Source organism: Streptomyces sp. PCS3-D2, assembly GCF_000612545.2.
In the GTDB taxonomy this organism is placed as follows: Bacteria; Actinomycetota; Actinomycetes; order Streptomycetales; family Streptomycetaceae; genus Streptomyces.
On record NZ_CP097800.1, the window covers coordinates 6,874,389 to 6,892,997 of the forward strand.

An 18,609-nucleotide genomic window follows, 5' to 3' on the forward strand; every position below is an offset into this window, starting at 1 on the left:
GCGGCGCCGAGCACGCGGCTACAGGGCCCTCGGACGGGGCCGCCCGGGCGCGGGAGGGGCCCTCAGCCGGCTTCGCGCACCTGCGCGGCGGTCGGCGCCGTACCGCCGAGGTGGGCCGGCAGCCACCAGGAGTCCTCGGGGCTCCGGGGCTTCTCCGGGTAGGCGCGCTGGGCGGCGTCCAGCAGTTCCTGGACGCGCTCGCGCAGCCGCCGCGTGATCGCCCCGGCGTACTGGTCGGTGGGAGCCTCGATCGGCTCGCCCACCCGCAGCGTCACCGGGATGTGGCTGCGCTTGAGGTTCTTCGGACGTCCCTTGGTCCACAGCCGCTGCGTGCCCCACAGCGCCACCGGGATCAGCGGGACGCCGGCCTCCTGCGCCATGCGGGCCGCACCCGACTTGAAGCTCTTCAGGGTGAAGGACTGGGAGATCGTCGCCTCGGGGAAGACCCCGATGATCTCGCCGGAGCGCAGCGACTCCAGGGCGTGCTGGTACGCCGTCTCGCCCTGTTTGCGGTCCACCGGGATGTGCTTCATCGCGCGCATCAGCGGACCGGACACCTTGTGGCGGAACACCGACTCCTTCGCCATGAAGCGCACCAGGCGCTTCTGCGGCCGCGCCGTCAGGCCGGCGAAGATGAAGTCGAGGTAGCCGATGTGGTTCGACACCAGGACCGCACCGCCCTTGCGGGGGATGTTCTCGGTGCCCTTCATGTCGATGCGGATGTCGAGCGCGCGGAACAACCCGTGCGCGGCGCCGATCACCGGAGGGTAGACGAGCTCAGCCATGGGGAGACCCGCTTTCTGTCTGGGGAGGTGCTCCCGGCCGGAAGTTACGGAAGCGTAGGTACGCGACCCTTGGGGATGGTGCCCCAAACGAGGGCCGCTGGCCAGTCCAGGCGTCCGCGCCCGGGGAGATTCTCGTCACGCCGGGAATTCCGCGGGGCCGCCGGGTGTCCCCATCCACGTACGAGCGTACGACGATCATGTGCGTGGACGAAGACGGTGGTGTGACGGGAGTGCGGGTGCTCGGCAGGGAAGAGGGGCGCAACGGCGCGGGCGGGGCGGTGCCCGCGCGCCTGGGCGCCGCGGAACTGGGTGCGCGACCGGGGCGCCGGGCCACCCTGGTGCAGTTCTCCAGCGCCTTCTGCCAGCCGTGCCGGGCCACGCGGCGGATCCTCGCCGAGGTGGCGGAGATGGTCGAGGGAGTCGCGCACATCGAGATCGACGCCGAAGAGCGGCTCGACCTGGTGCGGGCCCTGGGGGTCGAGAAGACCCCGACCGTGCTCGTACTCGACGCCGCCGGACGTATCGTGCGTCGGGCGGCCGGGATGCCGCGCAAGGTGGACGTGATCGCCGCACTGGGCGCGGCCGTATGACGCGCGGTGCGGCCGGCGGTGGGAGCGGGTCGGGGCCGGGGGTGCCGGAGGCGCCGGTGCACACGCCCGCACACCGCGTGACGCGCCTGACATCTGCCCGATCCCGCTTGACTGGGTCCACGGGAGATCGCCAGGCTGGCGGTATGCGGTATGAACTCCTGCTCTACGGACGGTTCCATGTGGACCTCGTCCGATACGCGAGCGCGCTCTGTCCGGATCGCTGAACGCCCCGTCCCCGATCCCGACCGTGCCCGCGTGTCCTGCGGCAGAAGGCAGAACCCTGATGAGTGTTCCGACGGCCCCGACGGCTGCTTCCCTCCTTTCCGGCGCCGGCCGTCCCGGCTCGCCCGAGCTCCTGCGCTCCGTTTTCCGGCAGCACGCCGCCGGGGTCGCCGTGATCACCGCCCAGGACGGCGGCCGGCCGGTGGGCTTCACCGCCACCTCGCTGAACTCCGTCTCGGCGGACCCGCCGCTGCTGTCCTTCACGATCGGCACCGGGGCCTCGACCTGGCCCGCGGTGCGCGACAGCGAGCACCTCGGCGTCCACATACTCGGCGAGCACCAAAGGGAGCTGGCGGGCCTGTTCGCGCGGAGCGGAGCCGACCGTTTCGGTCAGGACACCGGCTGGGCCGTCGGCCCGCACGGGGTTCCGGTCCTGGACGGCGTGCTGGCGTGGCTGGTCTGCCGGGTGGTGGCGCGGGTGCCCGCGGGGGAGCACCGTGTGGTCATCGCCCAGGCGGTCGTGGGGGACCCGGCCGGGGAAGGCCGTCCGCTGCTGTACCACCAGGGGCGCTTCAACGCGCTGCGCGACTGAATCGTCCCTGCTGGGGCGGGTCGGGCGGCGTTGGGCAGATCACAGTTCGCCGACCTTGCGACTTGGTGGGACCCACGGTGTACTGACGAGTAACATTCCCTTCGGGGCGCGGGCCGCCCCGATCGGGATCCGCCCGACAAGGCGCCTATGCTGCCTGCATAAGGCGGTACACGAAAAGACGATGCGGTAGGAGAGCCGGCGTGAGCCTGAGGATCGTTGTCTGTGTGAAGTACGTGCCCGACGCCACTGGCGACCGGCAGTTCACCGAGGACTTGACCGTCAACCGTGACGACGTCGACGGCCTGCTGTCGGAGCTCGACGAGTACGCCGTCGAGCAGGCGCTGCAGATCTCCGAGAACTCGGACGACGACGTCGAGATCACCGTCCTGACGGTGGGCCCCGAGGATGCCAAGGACGCGCTGCGCAAGGCGCTGTCGATGGGCGCCGACAAGGCCGTCCACGTCGAGGACGACGATCTGCACGGCACGGACGTCATGGGCACCTCGCTGGTGCTCGCCAAGGCCATCGAGAAGGCCGGCTACGACCTGGTCGTCACGGGCATGGCGTCGACCGACGGCACCATGGGTGTCCTCCCGGCGATCCTGGCCGAGCGCCTGGGCGTCCCGCAGGTCACCCTGCTCTCCGAGGTCAAGGTCGAGGGCGGCACCGTGACCGGCCGCCGTGACGGCGACACCGCCAGCGAGCAGCTGGAGGCCTCCCTCCCGGCGCTCGTCTCGGTGACGGACCAGTCGGGCGAGGCCCGCTACCCGTCCTTCAAGGGCATCATGGCCGCGAAGAAGAAGCCGGTCGAGTCCTGGGACCTCGAGGACCTGGAGATCGAGGCCGACGAGGTCGGTCTCGAAGGCTCCTGGACCGCGGTCGACTCCGCCGCGCAGCGCCCGGCCCGCACCGCCGGCACGATCGTCAAGGACGAGGGCGAGGGCGGCAAGCAGCTGGCCGAGTTCCTGGCCGGCCAGAAGTTCATCTAAGGGCTTCGGCCACCCCTCGCTAGCCCCCAGACACCTCGCAATCGCAGGAGAGCAGTCCCATGGCTGAAGTTCTCGTCTACGTCGACCACGTGGACGGCGCCGTCCGCAAGCCCACCCTCGAACTGCTGACGCTGGCCCGCCGCATCGGCGAGCCCGTCGCCGTCGCCCTGGGCGCCGGTGCCGACGCCACCGCCGCGGTGCTCGCCGAGCACGGCGCGGTCAAGGTCCTCACCGCCGACGCCCCCGAGTTCACCGAGTACCTCGTCGTGCCGAAGGTGGACGCGCTCCAGGCCGCGTACGAGGCCGTTTCCCCGGCCGCCGTGCTCGTCCCGTCCTCCGCCGAGGGCAAGGAGATCGCCGCGCGCCTCGCCGTGCGCATCGGCTCCGGCATCATCACGGACGCCGTGGACCTGGAGGCGGGTGACGAGGGTCCGGTCGCGACGCAGTCCGCCTTCGCGGCGTCGTTCACCACCAAGTCCCGCGTCTCCAAGGGCACCCCGGTCATCACCGTGAAGCCGAACTCGGCCGCCGTCGAGGCCGCCCCGGCCGCGGGCGCCGTCGAGGCGCTCGCCGTCACCTTCGGCACCCTGGCCACCGGCACCAAGGTCACCGGCCGCACCCCGCGCGAATCGACCGGCCGTCCCGAGCTGACCGAGGCCGCGATCGTCGTCTCCGGCGGCCGCGGCGTCAACGGCGCCGAGAACTTCGGCATCATCGAGGAGCTCGCGGACTCCCTCGGCGCGGCCGTCGGCGCCTCGCGCGCCGCCGTCGATGCCGGTTGGTACCCGCACACCAACCAGGTCGGCCAGACCGGTAAGTCGGTCTCCCCGCAGCTCTACATCGCCTCCGGCATTTCGGGCGCGATCCAGCACCGGGCCGGCATGCAGACCTCGAAGACCATCGTGGCCATCAACAAGGACGCCGAGGCCCCGATCTTCGACCTCGTCGACTACGGCGTGGTCGGCGACCTCTTCACGGTCGTCCCGCAGCTGACCGCGGAGATCAAGGCTCGCCAGAGCTGACCGGCTGACCTGCGTTTCTCTTCGCAGCATCGCTTCTTCGGGGCCGTGTGGTGATTCTCACCACGCGGCCCCGAGTCGTTTGCCCGGGACGGCGGAGGGACCATTGACGGAGCGGAACCACGTGACTAAATTCTGCTATGCGGATCTAGGCTTCCGTGAAGCGGAAAAGAGGAGAGTGCACGATGGGTCAGCAGGAGAAGGTGGCGACGAGCCTCGCAGGCGCGGTCAGCGAGGGCATCAGCGCCTCCCTCGCGCCGGTGGACGCGGAGCTCGCGCGCCACTACCCGGGCGACCCCGGCACCCGGCAGCCCATCCACACCGTCTACGTGCCCGGTGACGTCTTCGCCGCCGACACCATCCGCTCCTGGGGCGACCAGGCCCTCGCCGCGCTCGACGAGCATGCTCCCGACGCCGCGACCTTCGCCGCGGTGCTCGGCATCTCCGACGAGCTGGCCGTACCGGTCTACGAACGCGTCCGCGCCAAGCTCCTGCGCGAGCCCGTCGAGGACCTCCGGGTCGACTTCGAGGACGGCTTCGGCGTCCGCTCCGACGAGGAGGAGGACCAGGCCGCGGCCCGTGCCGCCCGCCTCGTCTCGGAGGCCTTCGCCAACGGAACGAACGCGCCGTACATGGGCATCCGTATGAAGTGCATGGAAGCGAACGTCCGCGACCGTGGCATCCGCACCACCGACATCTTCCTCTCCGGTCTGCTGGAGCACGGCGGCCTGCCCGAGGGCCTCGTCCTGACGCTGCCGAAGGTCACCTACGCCGAGCAGGTCAGTGCCTTCGTCAAGCTGCTGGAGGCCTTCGAGGCCACCCGCGGCCTGCGCCCGGGCCGGATCGGCTTCGAGATACAGATCGAGACCAGCCAGTCCATCCTGGCCTCCGACGGCACCGCCACGGTCGCCCGGATGATCGAGGCCGCGAAGGGCCGCGCCACCGGCCTGCACTACGGCACCTTCGACTACAGCGCCTGTGTCGGCGTCTCCGCCGCTTACCAGGCCAGCGACCACCCGGCCGCCGACCACGCGAAGGCGATCATGCAGGTCGCGGCGGCCGGTACCGGCGTGCGCGTGTCCGACGGCTCCACCAACGTGCTGCCGATCGGCACCACCGAGAAGGTCCACGAGGGCTGGAGGCTCCACTACGGGCTGACCCGCCGCGCCCTGGCCCGCGCCTACTACCAGGGCTGGGACATGCACCCGGCGCACCTGCCGACCCGCTACGCGGCCGTCTTCACCTTCTACCGCGAGGGCCTGCAGGCCGCCGCCGCGCGCCTGAAGGCGTACGTGGCCAGGATCGAGGGCGACGTGATGGACGAGCCCGCGACCGCCAAGGCCCTGGCCGGCTACCTGGTCCGCGGCCTCGACTGCGGCGCGGTGGGCTCCGACGAGGTCACCGCCCTGACCGGCCTCACCCGCGCCGAGCTCGACGCCTTCGCCATACCCCGCCGCTCGGCCACCCTGACCGCCACCGCCTGACCAGCACGGGCGCCCCGCCCCCGGACCGCTCCGGGGGCGGGGCGCCCGCGCCGCGCCGCGTGCCACGGGGGCCGGGGCCGGTGGGACGTCAGTCCGCCGGCGGGAGTTCTCCCGAGCCGCGGGGGATGAGACGGGTGGTCAGTTCCGTGCGGACCGGCGGCAGACCGGTGCCCGACAGGCGCTGGAAGAGGCGGTCCGTGGCCACCCGGCCGAGGGCCGCAGGATCCTGCGCGACCACCGTGACGCCCGGGCGCAACAGGTCCGCCAGCTCGAAGTCGTCGAAGCCGACCAGCGCCACCGGGCGTTCCAGGGGAGCCAGGACCCGTACCACGGTGACCGTCACCCGGTTGTTGCCGGCGAAGACGGCGGTCACCGGCTCCGGACCCGTGAGCATCGACCGCGCCGCCGCCGCGACCCGGCCGGGAGCCGTCGAGCCGAGCGACACCCAGGATCCGGCCACGGGGAGGCCCGCCTCCGCCATGGCGGCGTGGTAGCCGCGCAACCGCTCCGCCGCCGTGTGGATATGGGGGTGGTCACCGAGGAAGCCGATTCTGCGGTGGCCGCCCGCGATCAGGTGCGCGACACCGCCGCGCGCCCCGCCGTAGTTGTCCGACAGCACGACGTCGGTGTCGATCCCACCGGCCGGCCGGTCCACGAACACCGTGGCGACACCGGCCCGCATCTCCGGCTCCAAGTAACGGTGGTCGTTCCCGGCCGGGATCACGATCAGGCCGTCCACCCGGCGGGCGCACAGCGCGAGCGCCAACTCCCGCTCCCGGTCCGGGTCCTGCGCACTGGAGCCGTTGACGAGCAGCGCCCCGTGCGCGCGGGCGACTTCCTCAACGGCCCGGTTCAGCGGACCGTAGAAGGGATCGGCCAGGTCTTCCAGGACCAGACCGACGGTGGCGGTACGGCCCTTGCGGAGCACCCGCGCGCTGTCGTTGCGGCGGAATCCCAGGGCCTCGATGGCCTCCTGGACCCGCTTCTCCGTCTCGGGGGTGACGCCGGGCTCGCTGTTGACCACCCGGGACACCGTCTTCAGGCCGACACCCGCCCTGGCGGCCACGTCCTTCATGGTCGGCCGGCTGCCGTAGCGGGGGTCGGACGGGCGGCGGTTGTGGGGCACTGTCGCGATTCCTCCCTAGCTGCCCGGGCGGGCGCGCGGGCCGTGACCTCGAGGATAAGCACTCGGCCGATAGTGAGGTTTCCGTGACAGGGTGGGGCGGGCAAGCCACTGGGGGCTCCGGACGAGCCATGGGGAGAGGGGTAGACGTGATTGTCTGGATCAACGGTACGTTCGGCGCCGGGAAGACCAGCACGGCCCGTGAACTGACCGGAATCCTCCCGGACAGCACGCTGTTCGACCCGGAGCTCATCGGTGACGCGCTGCGGCTGCTGCTTCCGCCCAAACGGCTGGCCGAGGTGACCGACTACCAGGACCTGCCCAGCTGGCGGCGGCTGGTGGTGGAAACGGCCGCGGCGATGCTGGCCGAGGTGGGCGGGGTGCTCGTGGTCCCGATGGCGCTGTTGCACCAGGAGTACCGGGACGAGATCTTCGGCGGGCTGGCAGCCCGGCGGATACCGGTACGGCATGTGCTGCTCGCGCCTGCTGAAACGATCCTGCGCAAGCGCATCGAGACCCGCACGGAACCGGGGGCCCCCGAGGACGTGGACATCCGGGTCCGACAGTGGGCCTACGACCACATCCCCGCCTACCAGGAGGCCCTCGGTTGGCTCACCGGCGACGCGCACGTCATCGACAACGGTCCCCTGACCGTGCGGGAGACCGCCGAGCGCATCGCCGAAGCCGTCCGCTCCGAGACCGCCCGGGTCTGCGACATCGTGCAGACCCCGGAGCCCACGCGGGAGACCGTGGCGGCCGGGGTGCTGCTCTTCGACGAGCGCGACCGGGTACTGCTGGTGGATCCGACGTACAAGGCCGGCTGGGAGTTCCCGGGAGGCGTCGTGGAGGCGGGCGAGGCACCCGCCCGCGCCGGGGTACGGGAGGTCGCCGAGGAGTTGGGTCTCGTACTGGACCGGGCGCCGGGGCTCCTCGTCGTCGACTGGGAACGCCCGCAGCCCCCCGGCTACGGAGGGCTGCGCCTGCTCTTCGACGGCGGCCGCCTCGCGGAAGAAGCGGCGGCTCGCCTCCGCCTGCCCGGTCCCGAACTGCGGGCCTGGCGCTTCGTGACCGAGACGGAGGCCGCGGAGCTGCTGCCGCAGCACCGCTACGAACGCCTGCGCTGGGCCCTGCGCGCCCGGGAACGGGCCCGCCCCCTGTACCTGGAGGCGGGCGTCCCCACCGGCTGAGGCAGCCCGTCTTCCGCGGGCTCGGTCGGCCGCCCGCGTGCCCCGTGCCGTCGCCGCTCACTCGCCCCGGGCCGGGGCTCAGGCGGCTCCGGCCGCAGCATCGGCCAGGACGGAGGCGGTGTCCACCGTCAGGGGGTCCCCGTGGCCGAAGCAGCCGACCGACGGCGCGAGCCCGGCCAATCGCCGGAAGGACTCCACGGCCTGGCCACGGTCGACGTTGAACACCCCCAACATCGGCGGACCGACGGCGGCGATGCAGTCCCCCGCGAACAGCACGCCGTGGCGCGGCAGGTGGATGCCGATGCTGCCGTCGGTGTGGCCCGGGGCGTGCACCACGTACGCCCCGTCCCCGAACTCCAGCGCGTCCCCGTCCTCCAACTCCCGGTCGACCCGTGTGGGCGGGGCCTCGGGGACGGTCAGACCGTGCTCGTACAACGGGATCTCCCACTCCAGCAGCACCGGTTCGGGGACGGGCCGCTCACCCCGGACCACCGGAGCGTCCAGCCGGTGCGCGAACACCGACGCCCCCCAGCGGGCCGCGAGTTCACCGGCCGCGCCCACGTGGTCGCGGTGGCAGTGCGTCAACACGATCCGCCGCAGGTGCTCGGGCAGCAGCCCGAGCGAACGTATCGCCCCCTCGATCTCCGCCGCGGATCCGGCGTGACCCGCGTCGACGAGGGTCAGCGCCTCGCCGTCCCGCCAGAGATAGGCCTGACCGATGGGGAAGCGGAGCATGTGGAGCCGGTTCGGGAGTACGTCGACAAGGTCCATGCCGTGACCGTACGGGCGCCCCGCCGCCCCGGGCAGGCGGCTTCACCATGAGCGAAGTACGCCCGGGGCGGAACGCGGCGGCCGGCACCGCCCGGATCAGGCGCGCCTGGACTCCGCGTAGTTGACGAGGAAGAGGGCCTCGGCCACCGACAGGCGCTCCAACTCCTCCGGCGACACGCTTTCGTTGACCGCGTGGATCTGCGCCTCCGGCTCGCTCAGCCCGATCAGCAGCATCTCCGCCCGCGGGTACAACGACGTCAGCGTGTTGCACAGCGGAATCGACCCGCCCATGCCGCTGATCTGCATCTCCTGGCCGGGGTAGGCGGCCTCCAGGGCCGTGCGCATCGACGCGTACGCCGGGCTGCCGGTGTCCGCCCGGAAAGGCTGGCCCTGCCCGACGACCTCCAGTTCGAGGCGGGCCTTCCACGGCGTGTGCGCCTCGAGATGGGCCTGGAGCAGCTTGATGGCCTGCGCGGTGTCCACGCCCGGCGGCACGCGCAGGCTGATCAGGGCGCCCGCGCTCGCGTGCACCGAGGGCGTCGCGCCGACGACCGGCGGGCAGTCGATGCCGAGGACGGTGACGGCCGGGCGGGCCCACAACCGGTCGGCGACGGTGCCCTCGCCGATCAGCTCGACACCCTCCAGGACCTTCGCGTCGGCGCGGAAGTCCGCCTCCGGGTACTGCAGGCCCTCCCACACCGCGTCCGAGGCGAGGCCGTCCACGGTCGTCGATCCGTCCGCGGCGCGCAGCGAGTCGAGCACCCGGATCAGCGCGGCCAGCGCGTCGGGCGCGGCGCCGCCGAACATGCCGGAGTGCAGGTTGCCGCCCAGCGTGTCGATCTTCACCTTGAGCAGGCACATGCCGCGCAGGGTGGCGGTCACGGTCGGCAGGCCGAGACGGAAGTTGCCCGCGTCGCCGATGACGATGGCGTCGGCGGTCAGCAGCTCGGGGTGGGCCTGCGCGTACTGCTGGAGGCCGCCCGTCCCCTGCTCCTCGGAGCCCTCGACGATGACCTTCACACCGACCGGCACACCGCCGTTGGCCTTCAGGGCGCGCAGCGCGAGCAGGTGCATGATGAACCCGCCCTTGCAGTCGGCCGCACCGCGCCCATACCAGCGGCCCTCGCGCTCGGTCAGTTCGAAGGCCGGGGAGATCCAGGCGGCGTCGTCCAACGGGGGCTGCACGTCGTAGTGGGCGTAGAGCAGGACCGTCGGCGCGCCCTCGGGACCCGGCAGGAAGCCGTACACCGACTGGGTGCCGTCAGGGGTGTCGAGCAGCGCCACGTCCCCGAAGCCCTCGGCGCGCAGGGCGTCGGCGACCCAGTTCGCCGCGGCCTCGCTCTCGCTTTGCGGGAACTGCGCCCAATCCGCCACCGACTGGAAGGCCACCAGCTCGGTCAGCTCCCGCTTCGCGCGGGGCATCAGCGAGGCGATGGTCTCGGCGATCGGATTCTGGGACATGGGCACGCTCCTTTTGGGTGCGACGTTGTATCCGTGTACGCGTCCCGCGCAGGTGCGGGGCGTGCGTATGCCGGGTACGGCAAAAGACAGTCCCGATCCTCGCACAGCGGGGGTGGGGCGGCGTCTCGCCGTAGGATTTCCCCGGCATCGGAGCAACCGGGTGATCAGGAGCAGCAACACATCGTGAGCAGCGACGACGACGTACGCGACGCAGGTGCGGAGCAAGGCGCAGGCATGGGCGCGGACGCGGACGCAGACGCAGGCGCAGGCGTGGGCACGAGCAAGGGCGCGGGCCCGGCCGGGCAGGGGGCGGACGACGAGGTGGCCGGGGCATCCGGCGAGGTGTGGGACGTGGTCGTGGTGGGCGCGGGGCCGGCCGGTTCCTCGGCCGCGTACGCGGCAGCCACGGCGGGGCGCCGCGTCCTGCTGCTGGAGAAGGCCGTACTGCCCCGGTACAAGACGTGCGGCGGGGGCATCATCGGCCCCTCGCGCGACGCGCTCCCGCCGGGCTTCGTCCTGCCCCTCAAGGACCGTATCCACGCGGTCACCTTCTCGATGGACGGCAAGCTGGCCCGCACCCGGCGCTCGAAGCACATGCTGTTCGGGCTCATCAACCGGCCCGAGTTCGACGCCGGCCTGGTCGCGGAGGCGGAGAAGGCGGGCGCCACCGTCCGTACGGGAACCGCCGTGACCCGCGTGGAGCAGCACGGGGCGGCCGTGCCCGACCGGCGGACCGTCGCGGTGGTGCTGGCCGACGGGGAGACCGTCCTGGCGCGTGCCGTGGTCGGTGCGGACGGCAGCGCGAGCCGGATCGGCGCGCACGTGGGTGTCGAGATGGACCAGGTGGACCTCGGCCTGGAGGCGGAGATCCCCGTCCCCGCGACGGTGGCGGAGGACTGGAAGGGACGGGTGCTGATCGACTGGGGCCCGCTGCCCGGCAGTTACGGCTGGGTCTTCCCCAAGGGGGACACCCTCACCGTCGGGGTGATCTCGGCCAAGGGCGAAGGGGCCGCGACCAAGCGGTACCTGGACGACTTCATCGCCCGGCTCGGACTCGCCGGCTTCGAACCGGCCGTCTCCTCCGGGCATCTGACCCGGTGTCGCAAGCCGGACTCGCCGCTCTCCCGCGGTCGGGTCCTGGTGGCCGGTGACGCGGCCGGACTGTTGGAGCCGTGGACCCGTGAGGGCATCTCCTTCGCGCTGCGCTCGGGGCGGCTCGCGGGGGAGTGGGCCGTGAAGATCGCCGAGGCGCAGGACGCGGTGGACGCCCGCCGCCAGGCCCTCAACTACGCCTTCGCGGTGAAGGCGGGGCTGGGGGCAGAGATGGGGGTCGGCAAGCGGATGCTGACCGTCTTCGAGGCCCGGCCGGGGTTGCTGCACGCTGCGATCACCGGGTTCCGTCCGGCGTGGCGGGCCTTCGCCCGCATCACGCGCGGCGCGACGACCCTGGCCGACATGGTGCGTACCTCTCCGCTGGCGCGCAGGGCCCTGCACGCGCTGGACGCGCGGCAGGCAGCGGCCCGGACCGGCAACCGCGCGTAGGCCCGGTCCGCCCGCGGATTCCGCCGGCGGACGGTGCCGGGCACCAGGTGCGCCGTCCGGCCGGCGTTGCGCCCGCCAGGTGGCGCGTCCCGCGTGTGGCGCGGGCCTGGGGGCCGGCGCCGCACGGTGCTTCCCCCGGCCCTGCGGGGCATGGCGTCCGGATCCGGGCGGACATGCCCCGGGCCGGGCGCCGGATCCGGGGGTGGGAGAGCAGTCGTTGCCGGACTGACGGCTGACGGCTGAGGGCTGTGCGCCGCCCGGCCACCTGCGTCCGGCGCCGGGCTCCGAGGCCCCCGAGGCCGGCCCGCGCGGTTTCAGCTCGATGCCGGGACGATCCGGAAGACGGGGTGGTCGCCGGCGACCGCCTGGAGCTCCGCGTCCGACGCCTTCGCGTCGACGCCGCGGAAGAACCGGTCTACCTCCCAGCCCCACTTCTCCAGGTAGGCGCGCAGGATCGCGGCCTTCTCCACCGGGTCGGTGATCTCGACGACGGTGAACGCACGTACCTTGCGCCCCACTCGCAGCTCACCCCCGCCCGCGGCCCTCATGTTGCGGACCCACTGGGAGTGACCGCGGGCCGAGACGAGGTACTCCCCGCCCGCGTAGCGGTGCGGATTGACCGGGATGCGCTGCATCTTGCACGACGTACGCCCGCGCACGGAGAGCTCGGCGCTGCCGGCCAGGCTGATACCGAAGCGGGCCAGCTTCCCCAGGAGGGAGTTGAAGCGGGCGGCGAAAGGGCCGGCCTGGGCGTAGTACGGGGTGCTGGGCGCGTTCACGGGGACCTCCGGCCGTCTTCGGCATCGCCGTCTTCTGCGTTACGAGAGCACTGCTCTTGCTGAGCCAGTGTGCATCGGATCGGTGCACCAGAGCAAGAGCAGTGCTCTCTCGGTGGAGCAGTGGACTGATTCCTGGGCAGTGCTCCGCCGCGTGGCACACTGGCTCCCATGAACACCGTGCGAGGGGCCAGGGAACGGGCCCGCATCGAGGTCGCCGCCGCCATCAAGGACGAGGCGCGCCGCCGGCTCGCGGCCGAGGGGGCCGCCAAACTGTCCCTCCGCGCCGTCGCCCGCGAGCTCGGCATGGTCTCCTCCGCGCTCTACCGCTATTTCCCGAGCCGCGACGAGTTGCTGACCGCGCTCATCATCGACGCGTACGACAGCCTCGGTTCGGCCGCCGAGGCAGCCGATGCCCGCGCCCTCGCCGCCGGCGCCGCGCCCCGCGGCCGTTGGATCGCCGTGTGCGAGGCCGTCCGCGCGTGGGCCCTGGAGCGTCCCCACGAATACGCCCTCGTCTACGGCTCCCCGGTACCCGGCTACAGCGCCCCCGCCGATACCGTCGGACCCGCCTCCCGGGTCGGCAACGTCCTGATCGGCGTCGTCCGAGCCGCCTACGAGGGGCGCGGTCTCGCCCTCCCTCCGCTGCCGCCCGCCCTCGGCCCCGAAGCGGCCCGGATGGCCGCCGACTTCGCCGAGGGCCTGCCCCCGGAGGTCGTCGCCGCCCTTGTCGCCGCCTGGGCGCAGCTGGCCGGGCTCGTGTCCTTCGAGCTGTTCGGCCAGTTCAACGGCGTCGTCGAGGAACGGTCCGCCTTCTTCAGGCACGCGGCCGGCCAACTGGCGCACGGGGTCGGTCTTCCGGTCGTATGACAGCAGGGCGTGCGAGGAGTGTGCTCCCGCGGGAATTCACGTGATGGGGCGATGGCTCGCTCGCCTGTTCCTCGGGCCAATGCGGGAGGTTCAGCCTTGAACGACGGGCCGCCCGTCTAGTGTTCGTCGAGTCCCCCGCAGAGCCTCCACCGGAGGAAACGTTCATGCCTCGCGCCGAGAAGGCCCTGTACGCCGTCCTGGCCACCCTCCTCCTGGCCGCGCCGGCGCCGTCCGTCGGCGCGCCGCCGCGCGAAGCACCCGCCGGGCCCGCCGCCGCCCCGGCGCCCGGTCCGCCTCCCACACCCCGGATGCCCGGTGTGCGGGGCCTGGAGATCGCCGTCCCCGCGTACGTGATGGCGGACGACCGGATGCTGGCCGACCTCACCGCCACCGCCCCGGCCCCGTCCGTGGTCGTCCTGAACCCGGGCAACGGCGACGCCCCCTTCGGTGCTCCCTGGAGGGCCCGCGCCGACGCGCTCCGTGCCCGCACCACCTCCACCGGCGAGCGGACCAAGGTGCTCGGGTACGTCCACACCGACCACGGCAACCGCGAGATCGCCGCCGTCAAGGCCTCCGTCGACAACTACCTCAAGACGCCCGACGGCCGTCTCCACGTCGACGGCATCTTCTTCGACGTCGTCAGCCGCGACTGCGGACCCGGCAACGCAACCCGCGACCACTATGCCGAGCTGCGCCGCTACGTCCAGGACACCATGAACGCCGCGGACCCGGACGTCCCCGACCTGGTGGTCAACAACCCCGGCACGGCCATAGCCGACTGCTACCTGGAGCCCGCCCACCGCACCGCCGACGTCTTCGTCACCTACGAGGACACCTACGCCGCCTACACCGCAGCCGGATGGCTCGGCGGCAACGTCTTCGACCACGACTCCGGCTACCGTCCCGGCACCGAACTCGACCCGAGCGGAACGGCCTTCTGGCACCTGGTCCACGGTGTCCCGGGCGACGCCGCGATGCGCGCCACCCTCCGCACGGCCTTCGGCCGCGGCGCGGGCTACGCCTACGCGACCGACACGGTCATGCCCAACCCCTGGAACGCGGGCCCGACCTGGCAGTACGGCGCGCAGACCGGCTACGCGGCCACCCTCGGCTAGGACGTCCCGCCGCCGCCGCGGCGGCCGGCGCGGTCGCCCGCGGCCGGGGTCAGCGGTAGTCGTCCGGGTGGCCCTGCATCCAGGTGTTGATCTTGTCGCGCGTGCCGATCAGCAGCGTCTGGTGCGCCTTGAGGTTCCCGAAAGTCCGGTCGCCGCCGAGCTCCGCATCGAGCTTCGCGATCAGCGCGATCGGTTCGGGGAAGTGCCCGGGGCCCTTTGGGTCCGCCTTCATCGCCGCGTCCAGGCGGTGGAGTTCGTCGTGGACCCGCCCGAGGAAGTAGGCGCAGTCGGCCGGCGTGCACGCGTCGTTCAGCGTCGCCTGGAGCCCGGCGAAGGCGTCCCGGACCTTCTCCGGCGGGGTCCCGGTAAGGGTGGAGGCGCCCGGTCCGCCGCTCGCCGGGGGCGCGGACGGGACGGGGGCGTCGCGGCGGCGGAGGCCGACTCCGCCGGGGGCGCCGTGGATACCGGAGGCGTGTTCGGCGTGGCTGGCGTAGCCGGATCCGCGTCGCAGGAGACCGCGAACCTGCCAGGAACACCGCGGCCACCGCCGCGCCGCGCCATGTGGAACCGAACATCCGCCACCCCCGTGATCGTCGAGGAAGTGACCATAACCGCTCGTCCGGGAGGCCGGGCGGGAGGCCGGGCGGGAGGCCGGGAGGAGACGCCGGCCGGCGCCCGGCCGCCCGCTCCGGCCGCCGGTCAGATTCCGGCCGTCTCCGTCCACAGCGCGGCCAGCGACAGGTCGCCCGTCACCCCAGGACCCGCCAGGGGCAGCCGGTTCCACAGTGCCGCGTACAGCCAGGCGGCCTCGCCGGTCACCTCGCAGTCGACCGGATCGCCCAGGTCGCCCGGCACCGTGCGCGGCGGTGCCGGAGACAGGTGCACGGTCCACACCGCGCCCGTGTCCGCGGCCCGGATCCGCACGGTCCGCGGCTCCGGGGTCCGCACCCGGCTGCGCGGCCGCGCGTGGAAGCCGGTGAGCAGTTCCTCCACCCCGTCCTCCGCGAACTCCGGCGCCGGCGGCGAGAAGGCGACCCCCAGCGCGCTCTCCGCGTCCAGCCGGTGCACGGTGGTCTCATGGGCCTGACGCCGGGCCCAGAACGCCAGCGGCGAGGGCGGAGCGGTCGGCAGGAAGGTCCAGCACTGCACGTCGGCCGGGGCGTCGGTCAAGGTCCGCACCAGGTCGGCGTGGCCCTCCCGGAACCAGGCCAGGAGCTCGCCGCCGACCAGTTCCGGTGCTTGCGGCAGGCCCATCGGCTCCAGCTGCCGCTCCGCGACGTACCCCGTCGCCCAGCGGTGCACCGCTCCGGTGTGCCGCAGCAGGTCGGTGACGTGCCAGCCCGGACAGGAGGGGACGAGGGCGTCCGTACCGGCCCGTTCGGCCGCTTCGGCGAGCAGCTCGCCCTCCCGGGCGAGGGTCTTCACGTATTCAGTGATCTCCATACCGGGAGTCTCGCAGCCCCGGCACCGACAATGGAGGGGTGGACGGGGAACTCTTTCCGCGCGAGCGGACCGTGATCGCCCCCGGCGCGGTGCACGTGCCCGACTGGCTCGGCACCGGCCGGCAGGACGAGCTGCTGGCGGCCTGCCGCGAGTGGGCCCGCCCGCCGGCCGGCCTGCGCACGGTACGCACCCCGGGCGGCGGGGCGATGACCGCCCGGCAGGTGTGCCTGGGCCTGCACTGGTACCCGTACGGTTACGCCCGTACCGCCGTCGACGGCGACGGCGCACCGGTCAAGCCGATGCCGGACTGGCTCGCCGACCTCGGTCGGCAGGCGGTGGCCGCCGCCTACGGGGTGGCGCCCGACCCGGGTGCGGCCGCCTACGACATCGCGCTGATCAACTTCTACCGCGGGGACTCCCGCATGGGCATGCACCGCGACGCGGAGGAGAAGTCCCCGGCGCCGGTGGTCTCCCTCAGCCTCGGCGACAGCTGCCTCTTCCGCTTCGGGAACACCGGTACCCGCGGGCGTCCGTACCGGGACGTCGAGCTGCGCAGCGGGGACCTGTTCGTCTTCGGCGGCCCCAGCCGGTCGGCCTACCACGGGGTGCCGAAGGTGCTGCCGGGCACGGGTCCGCGGACGCTGGGGCTGACCGGGCGGCTCAACATCACGCTGCGGGTCGGCGGGCTCGGCTGAGGGGCGGCGTCCGGCGCCCTCCGATCATGCGAGGATCGATGCCATGAACGGCAACGGGGCCCCGCAGAGGGTGGGGGACGCGACCACGCCATCGGTGTCGAGCGCGGGGGCGCGGACCAGGCTGGAACGGGGTCGCGGCGCGCTCGGTCCGGCGCTGGAGCTCGTCCACACCGGTCGCGCCCCCACCCGTGCGGTCCTGACGGCCGAGCTGGGGGTCACCCGCGCCACCGCAGGCGCGGTCGCGGCCGAGCTGGAGGCGCTCGGGCTGATCCGGGTCGATTCCCGCCCCGGGGCCTCGGGCGGTACGGGCGGCGGCCAGGGCCGTCCCTCGCACCGGCTCTCGGTGGCCGAGGACGGCCCGGTGGCGCTCGCCGCCCAGGTGCACTCGGACGGCTTCCGGGCCGCCCTGGTCGGGCTCGGTGGCCGGATCGTGGCCACCGCACCGGGCAAGGTCACCGTCTCCGCGGATCCGGCGCAGGTGCTCGGCGCGGTCGTCCAGGCAGGCGCGGAACTGCTCGCGGACAGCGGCCGCCGCTGCGTCGGCGCAGGGCTGGCGGTCCCGTCGGCCGTCGCCGAGCCGGACGGCACGGCTCTGAACCCGCTGCACCTGGCCTGGCCGGCCGGTTCCCCGGTACGGGACATCTTCGCGGAGTGCGTGAAGGCCGCCGGGATCGACGGCCCGGCTCTCACCGGGAACGACGTCAACCTCGCGGCGCTCGCCGAGCACCGGCACGGCGCCGGGCGCAGCGCACAGCACCTGCTGTGCGTGGCCACCGGGCACCGCGGCGTCGGCGGCGCCCTGGTGTTGGACGGCCGCCTGCACAGCGGCAGTTCGGGGCTGGCCCTGGAGGTCGGCCACCTCACCGTGAATCCCGAGGGGCGGGCCTGCCACTGCGGCGGCCGCGGCTGCCTGGACGTGGAGGCGGACCCGCTGGCCTTCCTGACCGCGGCGGGCCGCAGCCCCGGCCCCGAGGTGTCGCTGCTGCAGCAGGCCCGTGACCTGCTGCGCGAGGAACCCGAGGAACCGGCGGTACGTGCGGCCGTGCAGGAGCTGATCGACCGGCTCGGCCTGGGCCTCGCGGGGCTGGTGAACATCCTGAACCCGGACCGGATCATCCTGGGCGGGCTGCACCGGGAACTGCTCCACGCGGACCCGGAGCGGCTCCGCGCGGTCGTCGCGGACCGCAGTCTGTGGGGACGCAGCGGTGGTGTGCCGATCCTGCCGTGCACGCTGGACCACAACAGCCTGGTCGGCGCGGCGGAACTGGCCTGGCAGCCGGTGCTCGACGACCCCCTGGGAGCCCTCGCCTAGGACATCACGGCCCGGGAGCGCTCCCGTCGGGGAAGACGGTCAGCCGGGGTGCACGGCCACCGGTGAGGGCACCGCCAGCGCCGCCGGGGCGGAGCCGGGATCGAGGGCCACGACCAGCGTGCGCGCGGGCTCCCGTACCGGCCTGGCCGCGATCGAGACCGGGCGCTGCGGTGCCACCGCCGCGGGCGCCGCCGTCAGGGAGAACCAGACCACCTTGCCCGGTCTGTCGGGCCGTTCACGGACCCCCCAGGCCTGGCTGAGGGCCGCCACGAGGGCGAGCCCGCGTCCGCAGGTCTCCAGCGGTCCGGCCTGCGCCGGGCGCAGCACGGGAAGCCGCGGATCGCTGTCGATGACCGAGACCGTGAGCCGGCCGAGCCGCAACTCGATCTCGACGACGCAGGTCTTGTCCGGCTGTGCGTGGCGATGGACGTTGCTCAACAGCTCCGTCACGCCGAGCGTGGCGACGTCGATGAGCGGATCGAGCTGCCAGTGGCGCAGCTGGGCCGAGACGATTCTGCGGATCTGGCCGATCCGCGACGGCAAGGCCTGCAGTTCGACGACGCAGTGCCTGCGGGAATGACTGATCACGGCTGCGACTCCCCGACATGAGTGTTACGGGTGCTGCACCCTCGG

The 18,609-nt window shown here is 73.1% G+C and carries 20 protein-coding genes; 12 read left to right on the forward strand and 8 right to left on the reverse strand.

Features of this window, described 5'->3' with window-relative positions:
- Positions 1 to 62: 62 nt before the first annotated feature.
- Positions 63 to 785, reverse strand: a complete 723-nt coding sequence (locus AW27_RS30790) for a lysophospholipid acyltransferase family protein (protein ID WP_037921761.1) — start codon at positions 783 to 785, stop codon at positions 63 to 65.
- Between the two features lie 230 nt (positions 786 to 1,015).
- Between AW27_RS30790 and AW27_RS30795 the strand changes: the two genes are divergently transcribed.
- The 6 genes from AW27_RS30795 to AW27_RS30815 all read left to right on the forward strand — a co-directional run bounded on the left by AW27_RS30795 (position 1,016) and on the right by AW27_RS30815 (position 5,681).
- Positions 1,016 to 1,375, forward strand: a complete 360-nt coding sequence (locus AW27_RS30795; protein WP_063890588.1) for a TlpA family protein disulfide reductase — start codon at positions 1,016 to 1,018, stop codon at positions 1,373 to 1,375.
- A 143-nt stretch (positions 1,376 to 1,518) separates the two neighbouring features.
- Positions 1,519 to 1,599, forward strand: a complete 81-nt coding sequence (locus AW27_RS34495) for a putative leader peptide (protein ID WP_370466716.1) — start codon at positions 1,519 to 1,521, stop codon at positions 1,597 to 1,599.
- A 59-nt stretch (positions 1,600 to 1,658) separates the two neighbouring features.
- The gene (locus AW27_RS30800; protein WP_037921763.1) at positions 1,659 to 2,189 is read left to right on the forward strand and encodes a flavin reductase family protein; all 531 of its coding nucleotides are present in this window, start codon (positions 1,659 to 1,661) and stop codon (positions 2,187 to 2,189) included.
- A 200-nt stretch (positions 2,190 to 2,389) separates the two neighbouring features.
- Positions 2,390 to 3,178: an electron transfer flavoprotein subunit beta/FixA family protein gene (locus tag AW27_RS30805; RefSeq protein WP_037921766.1), complete on the forward strand. Its 789-nt coding sequence runs from the start codon at positions 2,390 to 2,392 to the stop codon at positions 3,176 to 3,178.
- 59 nt (positions 3,179 to 3,237) lie between these two features.
- Positions 3,238 to 4,200, forward strand: a complete 963-nt coding sequence (locus tag AW27_RS30810) for an electron transfer flavoprotein subunit alpha/FixB family protein (protein WP_037921768.1) — start codon at positions 3,238 to 3,240, stop codon at positions 4,198 to 4,200.
- 182 nt (positions 4,201 to 4,382) lie between these two features.
- Positions 4,383 to 5,681, forward strand: coding sequence for a DUF6986 family protein (locus AW27_RS30815; protein ID WP_037921770.1), 1,299 nt, complete (start codon positions 4,383 to 4,385; stop codon positions 5,679 to 5,681).
- Positions 5,682 to 5,769: 88 nt separating this feature from the next.
- Here AW27_RS30815 and AW27_RS30820 read toward each other — a convergent pair whose 3' ends face one another.
- Entirely contained in the window at positions 5,770 to 6,756 is a 987-nt protein-coding gene (locus AW27_RS30820) for a LacI family DNA-binding transcriptional regulator (RefSeq protein WP_078556565.1), read from the reverse strand.
- A gap of 197 nt (positions 6,757 to 6,953) precedes the next feature.
- Here AW27_RS30820 and AW27_RS30825 point away from each other — a divergent pair, with 197 nt between their 5' ends.
- Positions 6,954 to 7,991: an NUDIX domain-containing protein gene (locus AW27_RS30825; protein ID WP_037921776.1), complete on the forward strand. Its 1,038-nt coding sequence runs from the start codon at positions 6,954 to 6,956 to the stop codon at positions 7,989 to 7,991.
- A 78-nt stretch (positions 7,992 to 8,069) separates the two neighbouring features.
- Here the strand turns inward: AW27_RS30825 and AW27_RS30830 are convergent, their stop codons facing one another.
- Positions 8,070 to 8,762, reverse strand: coding sequence for an MBL fold metallo-hydrolase (locus tag AW27_RS30830; protein ID WP_037921778.1), 693 nt, complete (start codon positions 8,760 to 8,762; stop codon positions 8,070 to 8,072).
- Between the two features lie 96 nt (positions 8,763 to 8,858).
- Positions 8,859 to 10,223 (reverse strand): dipeptidase, encoded by a 1,365-nt coding sequence (locus AW27_RS30835; RefSeq protein WP_037921780.1) that lies wholly within the window; start codon positions 10,221 to 10,223, stop codon positions 8,859 to 8,861.
- Between the two features lie 342 nt (positions 10,224 to 10,565).
- On the opposite strand from AW27_RS30835, the gene AW27_RS30840 reads away from it, so the two are divergent.
- The gene (locus tag AW27_RS30840; RefSeq protein WP_037922819.1) at positions 10,566 to 11,765 is read left to right on the forward strand and encodes a geranylgeranyl reductase family protein; all 1,200 of its coding nucleotides are present in this window, start codon (positions 10,566 to 10,568) and stop codon (positions 11,763 to 11,765) included.
- Between the two features lie 314 nt (positions 11,766 to 12,079).
- Here the strand turns inward: AW27_RS30840 and AW27_RS30845 are convergent, their stop codons facing one another.
- Entirely contained in the window at positions 12,080 to 12,544 is a 465-nt protein-coding gene (locus AW27_RS30845) for a nitroreductase/quinone reductase family protein (protein WP_037921782.1), read from the reverse strand.
- A gap of 168 nt (positions 12,545 to 12,712) precedes the next feature.
- On the opposite strand from AW27_RS30845, the gene AW27_RS30850 reads away from it, so the two are divergent.
- Both AW27_RS30850 and AW27_RS30855 read left to right on the forward strand, forming a co-directional pair.
- Entirely contained in the window at positions 12,713 to 13,411 is a 699-nt protein-coding gene (locus tag AW27_RS30850) for a TetR/AcrR family transcriptional regulator (RefSeq protein ID WP_037921784.1), read from the forward strand.
- Positions 13,412 to 13,575: 164 nt separating this feature from the next.
- Positions 13,576 to 14,526, forward strand: a complete 951-nt coding sequence (locus tag AW27_RS30855; protein WP_236647638.1) for a spherulation-specific family 4 protein — start codon at positions 13,576 to 13,578, stop codon at positions 14,524 to 14,526.
- Positions 14,527 to 14,575: 49 nt separating this feature from the next.
- Here the strand turns inward: AW27_RS30855 and AW27_RS34500 are convergent, their stop codons facing one another.
- Positions 14,576 to 14,758: a hypothetical protein gene (locus tag AW27_RS34500; protein WP_370466635.1), complete on the reverse strand. Its 183-nt coding sequence runs from the start codon at positions 14,756 to 14,758 to the stop codon at positions 14,576 to 14,578.
- 467 nt (positions 14,759 to 15,225) lie between these two features.
- A complete protein-coding gene (locus AW27_RS30865; RefSeq protein WP_037921786.1) occupies positions 15,226 to 15,969 on the reverse strand; it encodes a maleylpyruvate isomerase family mycothiol-dependent enzyme in 744 nt (247 codons plus the stop codon).
- A gap of 38 nt (positions 15,970 to 16,007) precedes the next feature.
- Between AW27_RS30865 and AW27_RS30870 the strand changes: the two genes are divergently transcribed.
- Complete coding sequence (locus AW27_RS30870; RefSeq protein WP_037921788.1) at positions 16,008 to 16,664, forward strand: alpha-ketoglutarate-dependent dioxygenase AlkB family protein; 657 nt, start codon at positions 16,008 to 16,010, stop codon at positions 16,662 to 16,664.
- Between the two features lie 43 nt (positions 16,665 to 16,707).
- Complete coding sequence (locus tag AW27_RS30875) at positions 16,708 to 17,976, forward strand: ROK family protein (RefSeq protein WP_037921790.1); 1,269 nt, start codon at positions 16,708 to 16,710, stop codon at positions 17,974 to 17,976.
- A 39-nt stretch (positions 17,977 to 18,015) separates the two neighbouring features.
- Here AW27_RS30875 and AW27_RS30880 read toward each other — a convergent pair whose 3' ends face one another.
- Entirely contained in the window at positions 18,016 to 18,564 is a 549-nt protein-coding gene (locus AW27_RS30880; RefSeq protein ID WP_037921793.1) for an ATP-binding protein, read from the reverse strand.
- Between the last annotated feature and the right edge of the window lie 45 nt (positions 18,565 to 18,609).